The following is a 16,052-nucleotide window of genomic DNA, read 5'->3' as shown; positions in this document are numbered from 1 at the left end:
TTTTGCTTTTTCAAGAGGAGGAGAGAAAAATGGCAATGGTTGGAATTGTAATGGGATCTGATTCAGATATGCCCGTTATGGCAAAGGCAGCTGATATTTTGGATCAGCTTGGTATCTCATATGAGATGAATATTATTTCTGCGCATAGAGAGCCTTCAGAGTTTTTTGATTATGCAAACACTGCAGAAGAACGTGGGCTTAAAGTGATAATCGCAGGTGCAGGCATGGCAGCACATCTTCCAGGAATGTGCGCAGCAATCTTCCCACTTCCAGTTATTGGAATTCCGATGCATACAACATCGCTTGGTGGAAGAGATTCGCTTTATTCCATAGTTCAGATGCCTACAGGCATTCCAGTTGCAACTGTTGCCATTAATGGTGGAGCTAATGCAGGAATTCTTGCAGCTAAAATATTGGCAACTTCTGATCCGGAGCTTCTTCAAAGACTTAAGGATTACAAAGATTCTTTAAGACTTACTGTGTTGAAGAAAGATGAGAAGCTTCAGAAAGTTGGATATAAGAATTACAATAACTGATTTTTTAGTGATATTCCAAATAGTTTAAGGGTTATAAAAGGAGAAAACAATGGCACTTAATTACAAGAACGCAGGCGTTGATATCGAGGCTGGATACGAATCCGTGAAACTTATGAAAGAGTTTGTACAGGCTACAAACAGACCAGAAGTAATGGGAGGAATCGGTGGATTCTCTGGAGCTTTTGATTTGGCAACAATTAAGGATATGGAACATCCTGTTCTTTTATCTGGTACAGATGGAGTAGGTACTAAGTTGAAATTAGCTTTTCTTATGGATAAGCATGATACAATCGGTATCGACTGTGTTGCAATGTGCGTAAATGACGTAGCGTGTGCAGGGGGAGAGCCGTTGTTTTTCCTTGATTATATAGCTTGTGGCAAAAACTATCCAGAGAAGATTGCTACAATAGTAAAGGGTGTTGCAGAAGGCTGCAAACAGTCAGATTGTGCACTTGTAGGCGGAGAGACTGCTGAACATCCAGGTCTTATGCCTGAAGATGATTATGATCTTGCAGGTTTTAGCGTAGGTGTTTGTGAAAAGAAAGATCTTATAGATGGAAGTACTATTAAGGCTGGAGATGTACTTATAGGAGTTGCATCTTCAGGAGTTCATTCAAATGGTTTTTCACTGGTTCGTAAGATTTTCGATATGACCAAGGAAAGCCTTGAAACATATTATGATGAACTGGGAAAAACACTTGGAGAGGCACTTCTTGAGCCAACTCGTATCTATGTTCATATGATGAAGTCCATCAAGAATGCAGGAATTAGAGTTAAAGGCTGCAGCCATATTACAGGAGGCGGTTTCTATGAAAACGTTCCTCGTATGCTTCCAGAAAATGCACTTGCTGTTATTAAGAAGGATAGCTATGATATTCCACCTATTTTCAAGCTTATGCAAGAAAAAGGACAGGTTGATGAACAGATGATGTACAACACATACAATATGGGACTTGGCATGGTTCTTTGTGTTGATGAAAAAGATGTTGATGCATGCCTTAAAGCTATTGAAGCAAGTGGTGACAAGGGATATGTTGTAGGACATATTGAAGAAGGTCAGAAAGGTGTTAAGTTATGCTAAGAATAGCTGTATGCGTTTCTGGCGGAGGCACTAATCTTCAGGCAATTATAGATGCCATAAAAGATGGTAATATTAAGAATACAGAGATTGTTTTAGTGTATTCTAACAATCCCAATGCCTATGCACTTGAAAGAGCAAAGAATGCAGGAATTCCTTCAAAATGCATTTCTCCAAAATCTTTTGAAACAAGAGAATTGTTTAATGAAGCATTCCTTAATACATTAGAAGAGGCTAATCCGGATTTGATAGTACTTGCAGGATGTCTTGTTGTTATTCCTAAAAAAGTAGTAAGTAAGTTCAAGAACAGGATAATCAATATTCATCCTTCACTTATTCCTTCTTTTTGTGGAACAGGATTCTATGGAATACATGTTCATGAAAAGGCACTTGAAAGAGGAGTAAGGGTTACTGGTGCAACAGTTCATTTTGTAGATGAGGGAACTGATACAGGACCAATTATCCTGCAGAAAGCTGTTATGATTAAGCAGGATGATACACCAAAAATACTGCAGCAAAGAGTAATGGAAGAGGCAGAATGGAAGATTTTGCCAGAAGCAATTAACCTTATTGCGCAGGGGAAAGTACGTGTTGAAGACAGAAAAGTATATATAGATTAAGGGGAAGAAAAATGAAAGTATTGGTAATCGGCGGCGGCGGTCGTGAACATGCTATGGTAGAGGCTATTTCCAGAAGTAAAAGAGTAAGTAAAATTTATTGCATGCCTGGAAATGCTGGAATTGCTGAACTTGCAGAGTGCATCCCTTCAATCGGGGTAATGGACTTTGATAAGCAAATTGCATTTGCAAAAGAAAATGATATAGATCTTGTAGTATGTAGTCAGGATGATCCGTTATGTGCAGGCCTTGTTGATGCGCATGAAGCGGCTGGACTTAGAGTTTTTGGTACCAGAAAGAATGCTGCTATAATAGAAGGTTCCAAATCTTTTTCGAAAAATCTTATGAAAAAGTATGGAATTCCGACAGCTGCTTATGAAGTATTTACTGATGCGCAAAAAGCTATTTCATACCTTGAGACAAATGCAAAGTTTCCTATTGTATTAAAGGCAGATGGTCTTGCACTTGGAAAGGGAGTTCTTATCTGCAATAATCTTCAAGAGGCTATTGATGGTGTCAAGGAGATTATGACTGATAAAAAGTTTGGAAGTGCCGGAAATGAAATGGTAATTGAGGAGTTCATGACAGGCCGAGAAGTTTCGGTTCTTGCATTTGTTGATGGTAAGAATATAAAGCTCATGAGCTCTTCACAGGATCATAAGAGAATTGGAGATAAAGATACTGGTCTTAATACTGGTGGAATGGGAACTTTCTCACCAAGTCCTTTCTATACTGAAGAAATTGATAGAATGGGATGGGAGAGAATATATCAAAAAACTGTAGATGCAATGGCAAGTGAAAAACGTCCATTCAAGGGCGTTCTGTATTTTGGCCTTATGATGACTAGTGAAGGTCCAAAGGTTGTCGAGTATAATACACGTTTTGGTGATCCTGAAACACAAGTTGTTCTTCCGAGATTAAAGACAGATATTATTGATGTTTTTGATGCAGTTATTGATGGAACACTTGATAAGCTTAATCTTGAATTTGAAGATCAGGCAGCTGTGTGTGTAGTACTTGCTTCTGCCGGCTACCCTGTTAAATACGAAAAGGGTAAGAAAATTACTGGTCTTGAGAATTTCAAGAACAAAGAAGGATACTACTGCTTCCATGCTGGTTCTAAGTTCGATGAGGAAGGAAACGTTGTAACAAATGGAGGAAGAGTTCTTGGAATAACAGCCAAGGGCGCAACCTTGAAAGAAGCAAGAGAAAAAGCCTATGAAGCAACAAACTGGGTTGACTTTGAAGGAAAATATATGCGTCATGATATTGGTAAGGCAATAGATGAAGCTTAAACTGTAATTTTTGTAGTGATTTTTAACAAAAAAATTGTCTCGGGTAATTTTTTGGTAAAGTTATCCGAGACATTCTGCGTATTTGGGGCTATAATGGTAACATGGTTTATATTACCAAAACTGAAATATGTATTTTGAGGAAGGGAATAATATGAAGAAAAACATTCATGGGAGATTTGCGCTTACAGTAGCTGCTTTTTGTACAGTAGCGACACTTAGCGCAAGTAATATTTTAGTTAGTTTTGCAGATTCATATGGTACAGTTTCTGCTCAGACTGCAAAAGTTCGTTCAGAAACAAACACAGGCAGCAATGTTGTAGGCAGCCTCAAGAAAGATGATAAAGTTCAGATTCTTCAGGAAACAACTGATGAGTCCGGACAGGTTTGGTATAAGGTAAATGTTGCTGGTGGAACAGGATATGTTCGTGGAGATTTAGTATCAAAGACTGATGGTGTCAATACAGATGCTAACAGCGCTCAGGTGACTGTTCAGACAGATGGTCAGAATAATCAGGTTACTTCCGAAACACAGCCTGCTGCGCAGCAGCTCCCAGAGACACAGGTTACATCTATGGATCCTCAGAACGCAGTTGTTACTACTAAAGGAGCAAATGTTCGTTCAGGAGCAGGCACAGCATATTCAGTAGCTGGACATGTTGTAAAAAATGATAGCGTAACTGTATACGGATCAGCTACAGGTACAGACAATAAGAAATGGTTGTATATTACACTTTCTAATGGTGCAAAGGGTTTTATTAGAGCTGATCTTGTACAGATAGGTGCAGCTCCGGAAGCTAATCAGAATGCAAATGCAAATGGTGATCCGAACGTAAATGCAAATGGTGATCCGAATGCAAGTGCAGATCCAAATGCAGGTCAGTCTGATAATGCAGGACAGGCAGAGAGTGCTCAGGATGCTCCTCAGGCAGAAAGTTCACAGCAGCCACAGGAACAAGCTCAGCAGCCAACAAAGAGACTTGCTACAGATTCAGATACTTATTACATTTATATCGATGAGCAGGGAAAATATGAGCTTGTTGATACTACAAAAGATCCAATGCTTCAGTATGAAGTTTCAGGTGTGTTAAGTGCAAATGATTATGTACTTACACATGGTAAGAAAAACTCAGGTTCAAAGCTTTCACTTCTTACAATCATTCTTGGTATTCTTGTAGTGATTTTGGGTGGAGCTGTTATTTTCCTGTTCTTTAGATTAAGAAGTCTTCTTTACTATGATGATAGTGAAGAATATGGACAGGATCAGGAAGATTATTCTGAAGAGGATATTCCTGAAGAAGAACCCAAGGAAAAAAAGAGAGGCAGATTTGCAGGTTTGGGGCATCATGCAAAACAGGAAGTAGAAGAGTATCCGGAAGATGAAGAATATGTAGATGATGAGGAATATCAGGATGATTATTCTGATGAAGAAATTGAAGAAGATAGAAGTAATGTAAGAGACGCAAGAATGTCTTCAAGAAGAGATGATAGAAGAAGACCATTTGATGAAGATGATTTTGATATTCCAAAAGAATCAGAGCGTAGTTCAAAAATGTCTTCTAGAAGAGCCAGAAACTTCGTTGATGATGATATGGACGAAGATGAATTTGGTTTTCTTGATCTTGGGAATGGAAAAAGTGACCGCAGAGGAAGATAAAAGCTAATCATAACAGCAACGTATGCCGAAAGAGTATTTGTAGGATTTGACATAGTTCTGATTCTGTTATACTATTTATATCACAGAGGCATTCTCCGTATGGTAAAGGCGGTGGGATAGTGATAATAGAAATTGATTTTAACAGTGATGACGCAATTTATATTCAGTTGTGTAATCAGATTATACTTGGAATTGCCACCTCTAAGCTTAGAGAAGGCGAGCAGCTTCCAAGTGTCAGAACTCTTGCAGATACAATCGGCATAAATATGCATACAGTCAATAAAGCATATTCGATTTTGCAAAGAGAAGGTTTTGTTAAGATTGACCGCAGAAAAGGTGTTGTTATTGCAGTTGATATCAACAAATTAGAGGCATTAGAAGAAGCCAGAGAAGAACTGGCTGTTGTTCTTGCTAGAGCTCTTTGCAAAAATGTGACAAGAGACGAGATTCACGGTCTTGTAGACCAAATATATGATAGCTTTGAGGGCAACTGATAGTTAAAGATTGAGAAGGGAGTTAGGCAGATGAATTCACAGTTCACAGATAAGGCCAGCAATGCACTTCGTTCTGCCAGAAAGGCGGCCAAAACTCTAAAATTAAACTATATTGGTACAGAGCATATTTTACTTGGTTTAATTCGTGAGGAGGGAAGTGTAGCTTCCAGAATTTTGGCAGATAATGGAATTGACGAGAAAAAGCTGATGGACCTTGTGAAAGATCTGATCGTCCAGGATGGAAGTGTTACAACCATGGATCGAGATGGCTTTTCACCACGTGCTCAGCAGGTTCTTGCAGAAGCACATAGACAGGCAGATCGTTTTCATGCATCAAAAACGGGTACAGAGCATATTTTGCTTGCTTTGATAAAAGATGGAGAAAATGTTGCAGTTCGTCTCATAAGTACTTTAAATGTTCCGGTTCAGAAGTTATATGCTGAAACTCTTGCTGCTATGGGAGAAGATCCTAACCTGGTAAAAGAAGATCTTGGAAGAAGACAAAATGGTAGAAAGAAAGGGTCTGCTCTTGCACAGTATAGCAGAGATTTAACGGCACTTGCAGCATCTGGAAAGCTTGATCCTGTAATAGGTAGAGAGACAGAAATCAAGAGGGTAATTCAGATACTTAGCAGAAGAACCAAGAATAATCCGTGTCTGATTGGAGAACCTGGTGTAGGTAAGACTGCGGTTGTTGAAGGTCTTGCACAGCGTATAGTATCAGGTGAAGTGCCATTTACTGTCCAGAATAAGCGTCTTTTAACTTTAGATCTGTCAGGAATGATAGCAGGTTCTAAGTATAGAGGCGAGTTCGAAGAAAGAATAAAGAAAGTTATTCATGAAGTTTCAGAAGATGGAAATATTATTCTTTTTATCGATGAAATGCATACTCTTATAGGCGCAGGCGGTGCAGAAGGAGCAATTGATGCTTCTAATATTTTGAAGCCTTCACTTGCAAGAGGTGAGATTCAGTTAATCGGTGCAACAACTGTTAATGAGTATAGGAAGTATGTTGAGAAAGACGCGGCATTGGAGCGCCGTTTCCAGCCAGTTTCTGTAGAAGAACCAACGCAGGAAGAAACAACAGATATTCTTAATGGTATTTTGTACAAATACGAAGAGCACCATCATGTTCGTATTCTTCCAGATGCGATTAAGGCAGCGGTTGAATTATCAAGTCGTTATATAAACGATAGAAATCTTCCTGATAAAGCTATTGATCTTATCGATGAGGCATCTTCAGCAGTTCGTCTTCGCTCGATGGGTGACAATACCAAGATGAGAGAACTGGATGCTCAGATAAAAGATCTTGATGATCAGGTTGAGGAAGCTCTCAGAAGTGAAGATTACAAGCAGGCAGGAGAACTAAATCGTCAACAGAGTGTTCTGATTAAAAAGTATAATAGACTGAAAGCTGCTAATGAGAAGAAAGAGCAGAGCAATTCAATTACTGTTGGTGAAAATGACATCGCTGAAGTAGTAGCTTTATGGACTAAGATTCCTGTAAAAAAGATTGCAGAGAAGGAATCCGAAAGATTGTTAAGACTTGAGGAAACATTGCACAAGAGAGTGATTGGTCAGGAAGAAGCTGTTAAAGCTGTTTCCAAGGCAATAAGGAGAGGAAGAGTTGGTCTTCAGGATCCAAACAGACCTATAGGATCATTCCTTTTCCTTGGACCTACTGGTGTTGGAAAAACAGAACTTTCAAAAGCTCTTGCAGAAGCAATGTTTGGTTCGGAGAAATCTCTTATTCGTGTAGATATGTCCGAATATATGGAAGCTCACAGTGTATCAAAGATGATAGGTTCACCTCCAGGATATGTTGGATATGATGATGGAGGACAGCTTTCAGAAAAGGTTCGCCGTAATCCGTATTCTGTTATATTGTTTGATGAAATAGAGAAAGCACATCCTGATGTATTTAATGTTCTTCTTCAGGTTCTTGATGATGGACATGTTACAGATGCAAAAGGACGAAAGGTCAGTTTCAAAAATACAATTATTATAATGACTTCTAACGTAGGCGCACAGAGAATTGTAGAACCTAAGAAGCTTGGATTTGATACCCATTCAGATCCTAATAAAGATTATGAAACAATGAAGTCAGGTGTTATGGAAGAGGTTAAACGCCTGTTTAAGCCAGAATTTATCAATAGAATAGATGAAATACTTGTATTCCATCAGCTTGGAACAAACGAAATGATGGAAATTGTTACTCTTTTGTCTAAGACACTTTCAGACAGATGTAAGGCGCAGCTTGGAATAGACCTTAAGATTGCCCCAGCTGTTAAAAAATATCTTGTTGATAAACACTCTGATGCTAAGATGGGTGCTAGACCGCTAAAACGTGCTATTCAGACTGAAATAGAAGATTCTATGGCAGAGGCTTTATTGTCAGGTGAGATAAAAAGGGATAGCGAAGTTTCTGTATCACTTAAAGATAACAAGATTGTATATAGTAGTAAACTTCTTGGTCAGAGTAAGGAGCAAGGAAAGAAGAAAAAGACGTCTTCAAAGACTGCTTCAAAAACAGGAACAGGAAGAAAAAAAGTAACAAAGAAATCTACTTCAAAAGCGACTGAAAAAGAGATAGCAGAAGTTACAGAAAATTAATAGGATATGTTTTTTAAAGGGAGTTCATCAATGCTACTATTCAGGTTGTTTTCTGATGTTATTTTGTTAATATCAGAAAAAAATGAGTAGAAAACATTAAAAAAGTATGAACTCCCTTTTAATGTGTTTTAAGAAGGTCAATAAATATGCGGCTTTATAGCAAATTGACAAAAAAATAAGCATTTATTTTGGCTATTGTTTTCTTGGAGATGTGCTATAATGAGGGCAAGAAATATTATAAATTTTGTAATTGTCATTTCTAATGACAGTTGCGGCTTTTCATATTGATGTAGTATATAGGAGGTTCCACTTATGGCTGTTGTAGAACAGTTATTACGCGCAGAAGCAGATGGTACATTGAGCTTTGGTAACTATATGTTACCTGACAAGAAGAAGCTTGAAGGCTTCAAACATAATGGAGATTTGCTTAAGGTTAAGACATTCAAGGATATCACCAGACTCGAATCAAATGATATGTTTGTCTATGAATCAGTTCCAGGTACAGCTGTCACAGGATTCAAAGAAACAGAAAAGGGTGTTAGTTTTAGCGTTGAAGGTCCTAATGATGCGCAGATAACACTTGGCATGGAAGATAATACTGAATATAACGTTTTAGTTAATGGACTTAGCGAAGGTAGAATGAAGACAGGTCTTGGCGGAAAGCTTTCAGTAAGCGTTGAGATGTCTGACAAACCTGTTTCTGTTGAAATTGAAAGATGCTAAACAACAGTATTTCTTTTGAATAAAATAAACAGAATATAGTAATACACGAGGATATATTATGTATCCTCGTGTATTTTTGTTTACAGACAACTTCATAAGATAATAAAAGTTTATAATTTTCGCAGAAAAGTTAATGGAATTAAGTATGAAAAAAAGATAAAATCAATATATAAAGATTAAAACGTTGTTTTAGGAGGTAAAAAATGTGCAAACGTATATTAGTTGTACCGTTGATAATAACAGTAATAGCAGTTGCCATATTTTTTATTGTTAAAACAAAAGGAGAAAAACTAAATCTTGAAAATAGAAAGCAGCTTTTAACTGAGCATAAAATTTTATCTGAAAAAGAAGCTGAAGAGTACGGCGAGAAGAAGGTTTCTCCTGAAGATGAATTTGGATATTACTGTAATCCTATTCTTATAGATGGAAAAGTGAAATTAAAATTGAATGTTGTTACACGAAAGTCTGAACCTGAAGGTGAACAAATAGAAAATGTATGGGTTTCCTCTGAACCAGAAAAATACAGAGGGTTTAGTTATGAATATAAATTAGATTCTGCAGAAGTTAATGATGGAAGTGTTCTTGCTGTTGGTCATCTTGTTTTAAAGCAAGGAAAAGAGACATATAATGTTCCAGGCGTTTATTATTACGGAGGTGCTTCTGTTTTTGAATGACGTCTGAACCGGAAAAATGTTTTCAACAAAATTGCAGGGATAATAATTATTATTCCTGCAATTTTGTACTATACTAATAGAGCAATGGAGACTACTATGTGTGTTAGAAATGCTGCGGTTTTGCTGAAAAAAATGAGAAGGATCTCTGGAATGACTCAAGAAGAGTTTGCTGAAGGAATATGTTCTACTGTTACTTTGAGTAAGTTTGAAAATGGTTCTAGAAGAATTAGTAAAAAATACTTTGATCTTTTTTGCAAAAAAGCTGGTGTAAAAGAAAGTTTTATAAGTGAGTTCGCATCTGTTAATGATTTTCTGATTGCCAGGAATTTTAAAAATGTAAGACTATGTTTGACCTGTGGAAATGATGGTGCTGCACTAAAGTATCTTCTAATGTGCAAGGATATTGATAATTCAGATATAAGACTAAAGGCGGAGTTTTTATTGTTGGTTTCAAGCCTTTTTAGAAATATTAATAAGTTTCTTTTAGATGCTCAAAAATATGTCTGTCAGGCTTTTGAAGGAATGAATCTAAGTGAAATCTCAACAGATAGATATACATCTGTTCTCCAATTTGAGGTATATATTTATAGATATATGTATGAAGAATCTTATCTTATGAAAGAAAGATTCAATAGTTTGACTGCAGTTATTAATGATTCACCTCTAAATAAATATGAGAAAGATTATCTTAAAATGTCAATGTATGCACTTCTTTCTTTTTCTTGTGCGAGTTGCAATGATCTATCAAATTCAAAAGAATATGCAAAGAAATCCAAAATTTACGCAGTGCGTTCACAAAAGTATTGTCATCTGTTTACCGTGCGTGAAATGATAACAAATGACAAGGACTTTAAATGGTCTGCTAAAGATGTTTTTTTGGCATTTGGCAAAAGTTCAGAGTTAGAAGATGATAAACTTCTTTTTTTAAAAAAGATGTCAGATGATTTACAATTTACAAATAGATCGGATTGTAGAAGCTTTACAATAGGAAAAGCACTTAAATATTATAGAAATATTAGTGACGTTCCTATTGAGAAAGCTATAAATGGAATATGTAGTAAATCGAACTATTATAGAATGGAAAGTGATATACTTATGCCTTCGCCAATAGTTTTTAGGACAATTATTGAACGTCTAGGCTATTCAATGGATACATTTGTATATTGGGGTAATGAAACAGAAATGATATTAGATATTCCATATGGAGTGAAAAAAATAAAAACTGATGAAGCCGTACCGGATAAAATGATAAGAAATGAGAATATTCCAGAATTTTCAGAAGGTATTTTTTATGAACAACTAAAGGGTTTTATAGATATAGAAAAGCAAAAGTGCAGCGATAAAAAGATTATTCGATTATGGAATATACTTAATAAGACGCTCTCAGGAATTTCATTTTCTACATTTAATGCCTACCATTTTTCCTGCCTTGAAATGATGATTTTGAATAATATTTCATTTTCATTAATTATGTGTAATCGTGTAAGTGAAAGCATTTGTTTATTGGAAAAACAACTATCTTATTATAGAAATACGATTATAGATTTATCATATTCGAATACAGTTTTTCCAACCACAGTAATGCTATATTCATATGCTCTTTTCAGAGAAAAAAAGTTTGATAAAATAATTAAATTTGTAGAGTCTAGAGAATATGACATATATTTGTACGATCTGCATGTAACTTTATTTATAATGGAGATATATGCGTTATGTCTGAAAAAAATAAAAAAGGATAATTGTTTTGTTGTTAAGCTTATAAAAGTCTTCAAGGATTATTTTCCAGAAGAAACAAATTTTAAACTAAGTGATGCGTTAGTTTCCGTTTTGTTGTAAGCTAGAGGTAGTCTAGAAAAGGCGGAATGGAGATTAGCATGAAGAATAAAACAGTTTTCTTTTGCCAGAATTGCGGATATGAATCATCTAAGTGGATGGGGCAGTGCCCTTCGTGTAAAGAATGGAATACCATGGTGGAAGAAGTTGTAAAACCACAGGCAAGGAATACAAGAACAGGACTAGGAGCAGCAACAGCTCCTGACAAAGGCAGACATACACAGATTGTACCAAAATCACTTAAAGACATAGAACTTACTAAAGAGGATAGAGCAGATACGCATATCGGGGAACTTAACAGAGTGTTAGGCGGAGGACTTGTTAAAGGCTCGCTTACCCTTGTAGGAGGTGATCCTGGAATCGGAAAATCTACTCTTTTACTTCAAGCAGCTAGAAATATGTCAGAAGATGGTCATAGCATTTTATATATTTCAGGTGAGGAATCTCTTCAACAGATTAAGATTCGTGCGAACAGAGTTGGAGAATTTACAGATGATCTGAAATTTTTGTGTGAAACGAATTTGGACATAATAGAAGAGGTTATTACAAGGGTGAATCCTGAAGTGGTAATAATAGATTCGATTCAAACAATGTTTAGTGAAAATGTTTCGGCAGCACCTGGAAGTGTATCGCAGGTTAGAGAAGCTACTGCTATACTCCTTCGAATTGCCAAGAGTATGAATATTTCCACATTTATTGTAGGACATGTTACTAAAGAAGGAACTGTAGCAGGACCTAGAGTTTTGGAACATATGGTTGATACAGTGTTGTATTTTGAAGGAGACAGACAGGCTAGTTACAGAGTGCTTCGAGCTGTTAAGAATAGATTTGGTTCAACTAATGAAATTGGCGTTTTTGAGATGAGAGAGAGCGGTCTTGCGGAAGTAAAAAATCCATCAGAATTTATGCTTGATGGAAGACCAGAGGATGCAAGTGGCTCTATTGTTACATGTTCTGTTGAAGGAACAAGACCAATACTGATTGAGATACAGGCACTTGTTTGCAGGACGAATTTTGGATTTCCCAAGAGACAGGCGAACGGAACAGATTATAACCGTGTGAATCTTCTTATGGCAGTTTTGGAAAAAAGAGTTGGACTCCAGATGTCTGACTGTGATGCATATGTGAATCTTGCAGGTGGAATGAAACTGCAGGAACCGGCACTTGATCTTGGAATATGTCTTGCTATTATTTCCAGCTTTAGGAATAGACCAATATCTCCTGATGTGATAGCCTTTGGAGAAGTGGGATTATCAGGTGAAGTCAGAAGCGTTTCCATGACACAGCAAAGAGTAATGGAAGCTAAGAAGCTTGGTTTTAAAACTATTATTTTGCCTAAGGCATTTGAAAGTAAGCTAAAAGATATAGAGGGACTTACAATAATTGGAGTTAAAAGTGTTCAGGATGCAATGAGAATCTTTTAAAAAACTTTTGTTTTTGGTGGTATAATTGTCGTGCAGACTCGGTTAGAAAGGCTCTGCTAAATTATAGTTGTGGGAGAAGGAAATTATGGAGTCATTTGAATATCAGGCACCTACTAAGGTTATATTCGGAAAAAATGCTGAAGAAAAAATCGGTGCAGAAGTAAAGAATTTAGGAATGAAGAAAGCTCTTTTGGTCTATGGCGGTGGAAGTGTTATAAAAAGTGGCTTAATGGAAAGAGTAGAGAAGTCACTTGAAGGCTACGAAATTGAGTATGTAGAGTTTGGCGGAGTAAAGCCAAATCCTACGGTTGCTCATGCCAAAGAGGGAATAAAGCTTGCTGTTAAAGAAAACATTGATATTGTTATCGGAGTAGGCGGAGGCAGTACTATTGATACAGCTAAGGCTATTGCTCATGGAACAGCTAATAAAGATGTAGATCTTTGGGATATTTGGAGCAAGAAAGTTCCAGTTACAAAATCTCTTCCAGTGGGAGCAGTACTTACAATTCCAGCAGCAGGAAGTGAAATGAGTGATTCTGCAGTACTTACAAATGAGGAACTTGGTAAAAAGTCAGGAATTAATACCCCATTTAACCGTTGCAAATTTGCAATCATGAATCCTGAACTTGCTTTTACATTGCCAAAGTATCAGCTATTTGCTGGAATAACTGATATTATGATGCATACAATGGAAAGATATTTTATTCCGGGAATTTCATGTCAGCTTACAGATGAACTTGCAGAAGGACTCCTTAGAACAGTTATAAGTAATGCTAAGATTCTGATGGAAAATCAGGAAAACTATGATGCCATGGCAGAGATTATGTGGGCAGGAAGCTTATCTCATAATAATCTGATGGAGCTTGGAAGAGGTAAGGATTTCTCAGTTCATAAGTTTGGTCATGCCCTTAGTGCAAAATATGATGTAACACATGGAGCATCACTTTCAGCAGTTTGGGGAGCCTGGGCAAATGAATTGTATATGGGAGCTGCAGACAGATTTGCAAGATTTGCAAGAAAAGTCTGGGGCATAGAAGAGAGTGATGAAGTTAGAGCTGCTCAGGAAGGAATTAAGAAAACAGTTGAGTTCTTTAGTCTGATTGGAATGCCAACTTCAATTTCAGGACTTGGATTAAATCCTAGCAAGGAAGAAATTGGTGAACTTGCACTTCTTGCAACAGCTAATGGAACTATGAAGCTTTCTCGTATCCGTCCATTGGATACTGATGATGCAAAGAAAATCTTCGAAATGGCAAGATGAAATTAACCTGCTTGGAAAATAAGTTAAATAGCTTGTTAAAAAGGTGTGACATTTAATACTGTTACTTATTCGAATATTTTATGGAAAATGTCCTGTTTTCCTTTGAAGCTAATAGTGTAGTGTGTCTGTGCACGTTAGCTTGTTGGGAAACAGGGCATTATTACATTGCACAAAAAATGCAGCACTGAGTTATAAAACCAACCAAAAAACAATAAAAAGACAATAAATAAACCATATAACGATTTATTGAAAAAAATAAAAAAAGTGCTTGCATACATAGATACCCTTTGCTATAATAACATCTGTCGGCAAGAGAAAGCGCTGACACAAATAAATAACTAAATAGGGGAATCATACAATGGCTAGTATCACGGTCTCCAAAACCGTTCATGCGGGTTCGAATCCTGCTTCCCCTGCTAAATGTTTAAAAGGCGAAATTTGATAAGAGTTTCGTCTTTTTTTATACCATTCTATCATTATAGCAGATGTGTCCTGATTTTCGCAAGCAATCAAATTAAAAATAACTCAGCCAAGAAATAAACTTGACTGAGTTATTTTTATATTTGTCTATGTTGGAGGAACTGATTATAAAGCTGTGTATTTATTTTGTTGACAGAATCCTTTTCATTGCAATGTCTTTTGGCGATTCTTGGTTTTGCAATTGCAGTGGAAGATCTGACAACAAATGATGGTCTTAAAAGGTTCTTGGATAAAGAAACATGAGCCATCATTGCAAACAAGATGTAGTATCCGCATTTTCCAAGTTCAACTCTGTCCTGTCTGATTGTCGTTAGAGGAGGGTCTAAACGCTGGGCAATCGGCAAATCATCAAATCCTATAATGCTAATATCTTCTGGAATCTTAAAACCTTGTCTTTTACATTCTTCTATTACGCCAGATGCAATCAAATCATTTCCACAAAGTATAGCAGTTGCTCCCAAATCTAAAAATGTTGGAACATGATAATGAGCTGCATCAGCTACGAAATATCCATAAACGGCAAGGTTTGGATCTACAGGAAGTCTATGCTTGGACATGTTGTCCAAATATGCAATCATTCTCTGGTCTGATACCATCGAACCTCTTGATCCATCAAGAAAAGCAATCTTTTCATGACCAAGAGAAATCAGATGTTCAATTGCAAGAGCGATGCCTTCATCTGAATCTGTTCCGATGCAACCAACGTTTGGATTTTTTTCAATGAAATTATCTAATAATACAGTCGGGAAAGTTGTGGTCTTTATCTGTTCCATCCACGGATCTTCGAGTGAAAGTCCCAGCATAAGGCTGCCGCTAAATCCGTTTCCTAACATATATGTATCGTATTTCTCATTCACTTGAAATTCGTGACTGATAGGTTGAACAAAAACTTCCCATTGTTCTTTATAAGCTGCCTGACGAAAACCCAGTACGATATCATAACCAAACTGGCTGGCAGATTCATAATCCATATTTTCTATAAAAATACATAGTTTTTTTAGATTCTTTTTTGCTGTTTTGCGACCTGTGTAACCGAGTTCTACAGCTGTTTCCAGGACTTGTTGGCGAAGCTGAGCCGAGATGTCTTTTGCACCATTGAGACCTTTGGAGACAGTACTAACCGAAACACCTAGTTTGTCTGCAATATCTTTAATTGTAGCCATATGTTCCTTTCAGCGAATACTATGAGCGATAGCTTCTTTATTACCCAATACTTTAATATAAAAGCAAGCATTAAGCAAAAAAGTATGACTTCTTGCTGAGATTTAGGATAATCATCAGCAAGAATCCTGCTTCGCAGGACAAAATTTCTCTTGACGATAAATTTTGGTCTGCTACGGTTCTTGATTTTCCTGATGAAAACAAGAACC

At 36.8% G+C, this 16,052-nt stretch carries 13 protein-coding genes and 1 tRNA gene; 13 read left to right on the top strand and 1 reads right to left on the bottom strand.

The genetic code is table 11. The features are described from left to right. Positions 1-29 precede the first annotated feature (29 nt). The 13 genes from purE (at position 30) to G634_RS0105275 (ending at position 14,618) form a co-directional block, all read left to right on the top strand. A complete protein-coding gene (purE, locus tag G634_RS0105335) occupies positions 30-536 on the top strand; it encodes a 5-(carboxyamino)imidazole ribonucleotide mutase (protein WP_026504418.1) in 507 nt (168 codons plus the stop codon). 49 nt (positions 537-585) lie between these two features. Continuing rightward, positions 586-1,617 carry a phosphoribosylformylglycinamidine cyclo-ligase gene (gene purM, locus G634_RS0105330; RefSeq protein WP_026504417.1) on the top strand — a complete coding sequence of 344 codons (1,032 nt, stop codon included), beginning with the start codon at positions 586-588 and terminating at the stop codon, positions 1,615-1,617. Further along, complete coding sequence (gene purN / locus G634_RS0105325; RefSeq protein ID WP_026504416.1) at positions 1,611-2,234, top strand: phosphoribosylglycinamide formyltransferase; 624 nt, start codon at positions 1,611-1,613, stop codon at positions 2,232-2,234. The genes purM and purN overlap by 7 nt, the downstream gene beginning before the upstream one ends. Positions 2,235-2,245: 11 nt before the next feature. Continuing rightward, positions 2,246-3,526: a phosphoribosylamine--glycine ligase gene (purD, locus tag G634_RS0105320; protein WP_026504415.1), complete on the top strand. Its 1,281-nt coding sequence runs from the start codon at positions 2,246-2,248 to the stop codon at positions 3,524-3,526. 151 nt (positions 3,527-3,677) lie between these two features. Beyond that, positions 3,678-5,180 (top strand): SH3 domain-containing protein, encoded by a 1,503-nt coding sequence (locus G634_RS0105315; protein ID WP_026504414.1) that lies wholly within the window; start codon positions 3,678-3,680, stop codon positions 5,178-5,180. A 119-nt stretch (positions 5,181-5,299) separates the two neighbouring features. Further along, positions 5,300-5,674 (top strand): GntR family transcriptional regulator, encoded by a 375-nt coding sequence (locus G634_RS0105310; protein WP_026504413.1) that lies wholly within the window; start codon positions 5,300-5,302, stop codon positions 5,672-5,674. A gap of 30 nt (positions 5,675-5,704) precedes the next feature. Next, positions 5,705-8,287, top strand: coding sequence for an ATP-dependent Clp protease ATP-binding subunit (locus G634_RS0105305; RefSeq protein ID WP_026504412.1), 2,583 nt, complete (start codon positions 5,705-5,707; stop codon positions 8,285-8,287). Between the two features lie 312 nt (positions 8,288-8,599). Continuing rightward, complete coding sequence (locus tag G634_RS0105300) at positions 8,600-9,010, top strand: hypothetical protein (protein ID WP_026504411.1); 411 nt, start codon at positions 8,600-8,602, stop codon at positions 9,008-9,010. A 203-nt stretch (positions 9,011-9,213) separates the two neighbouring features. Continuing rightward, positions 9,214-9,684: a hypothetical protein gene (locus tag G634_RS0105295; protein ID WP_026504410.1), complete on the top strand. Its 471-nt coding sequence runs from the start codon at positions 9,214-9,216 to the stop codon at positions 9,682-9,684. 96 nt (positions 9,685-9,780) lie between these two features. Further along, positions 9,781-11,520 (top strand): helix-turn-helix domain-containing protein, encoded by a 1,740-nt coding sequence (locus G634_RS0105290; RefSeq protein WP_026504409.1) that lies wholly within the window; start codon positions 9,781-9,783, stop codon positions 11,518-11,520. Between the two features lie 38 nt (positions 11,521-11,558). Then, complete coding sequence (radA, locus tag G634_RS0105285) at positions 11,559-12,941, top strand: DNA repair protein RadA (protein ID WP_242826770.1); 1,383 nt, start codon at positions 11,559-11,561, stop codon at positions 12,939-12,941. An 85-nt stretch (positions 12,942-13,026) separates the two neighbouring features. Next, positions 13,027-14,202 carry an iron-containing alcohol dehydrogenase gene (locus tag G634_RS0105280; protein ID WP_026504407.1) on the top strand — a complete coding sequence of 392 codons (1,176 nt, stop codon included), beginning with the start codon at positions 13,027-13,029 and terminating at the stop codon, positions 14,200-14,202. Between the two features lie 344 nt (positions 14,203-14,546). Continuing rightward, positions 14,547-14,618: transfer RNA gene (locus tag G634_RS0105275), tRNA-Trp, on the top strand. A 141-nt stretch (positions 14,619-14,759) separates the two neighbouring features. Here the strand turns inward: G634_RS0105275 and G634_RS18120 are convergent. After that, positions 14,760-15,845, bottom strand: coding sequence for a LacI family DNA-binding transcriptional regulator (locus G634_RS18120; protein ID WP_081676506.1), 1,086 nt, complete (start codon positions 15,843-15,845; stop codon positions 14,760-14,762). Positions 15,846-16,052: the final 207 nt, after the last annotated feature.

This window comes from Butyrivibrio sp. NC3005 (assembly GCF_000424545.1).
In the GTDB taxonomy this organism is placed as follows: Bacteria; Bacillota; Clostridia; order Lachnospirales; family Lachnospiraceae; genus Butyrivibrio.
Note: the sequence above shows the minus strand (reverse complement) of the source record. Positions and strands in the feature narration are given on the sequence as shown.

What these genes read in the sequence shown, in the direction of transcription:
- purE (WP_026504418.1), top strand. Translation starts at nt 30, where the DNA reads ATGGCAATGGTTGGAATTGTAATGGGATCTGATTCAGATATGCCCGTT.
- purM (WP_026504417.1), top strand. Translation starts at nt 586, where the DNA reads ATGGCACTTAATTACAAGAACGCAGGCGTTGATATCGAGGCTGGATAC.
- purN (WP_026504416.1), top strand. Translation starts at nt 1,611, where the DNA reads ATGCTAAGAATAGCTGTATGCGTTTCTGGCGGAGGCACTAATCTTCAG.
- purD (WP_026504415.1), top strand. Translation starts at nt 2,246, where the DNA reads ATGAAAGTATTGGTAATCGGCGGCGGCGGTCGTGAACATGCTATGGTA.
- G634_RS0105315 (WP_026504414.1), top strand. Translation starts at nt 3,678, where the DNA reads ATGAAGAAAAACATTCATGGGAGATTTGCGCTTACAGTAGCTGCTTTT.
- G634_RS0105305 (WP_026504412.1), top strand. Translation starts at nt 5,705, where the DNA reads ATGAATTCACAGTTCACAGATAAGGCCAGCAATGCACTTCGTTCTGCC.
- G634_RS0105300 (WP_026504411.1), top strand. Translation starts at nt 8,600, where the DNA reads ATGGCTGTTGTAGAACAGTTATTACGCGCAGAAGCAGATGGTACATTG.
- G634_RS0105295 (WP_026504410.1), top strand. Translation starts at nt 9,214, where the DNA reads ATGTGCAAACGTATATTAGTTGTACCGTTGATAATAACAGTAATAGCA.
- G634_RS0105290 (WP_026504409.1), top strand. Translation starts at nt 9,781, where the DNA reads ATGTGTGTTAGAAATGCTGCGGTTTTGCTGAAAAAAATGAGAAGGATC.
- radA (WP_242826770.1), top strand. Translation starts at nt 11,559, where the DNA reads ATGAAGAATAAAACAGTTTTCTTTTGCCAGAATTGCGGATATGAATCA.
- G634_RS0105280 (WP_026504407.1), top strand. Translation starts at nt 13,027, where the DNA reads ATGGAGTCATTTGAATATCAGGCACCTACTAAGGTTATATTCGGAAAA.
- G634_RS18120 (WP_081676506.1), bottom strand. Translation starts at nt 15,845, where the DNA reads ATGGCTACAATTAAAGATATTGCAGACAAACTAGGTGTTTCGGTTAGT.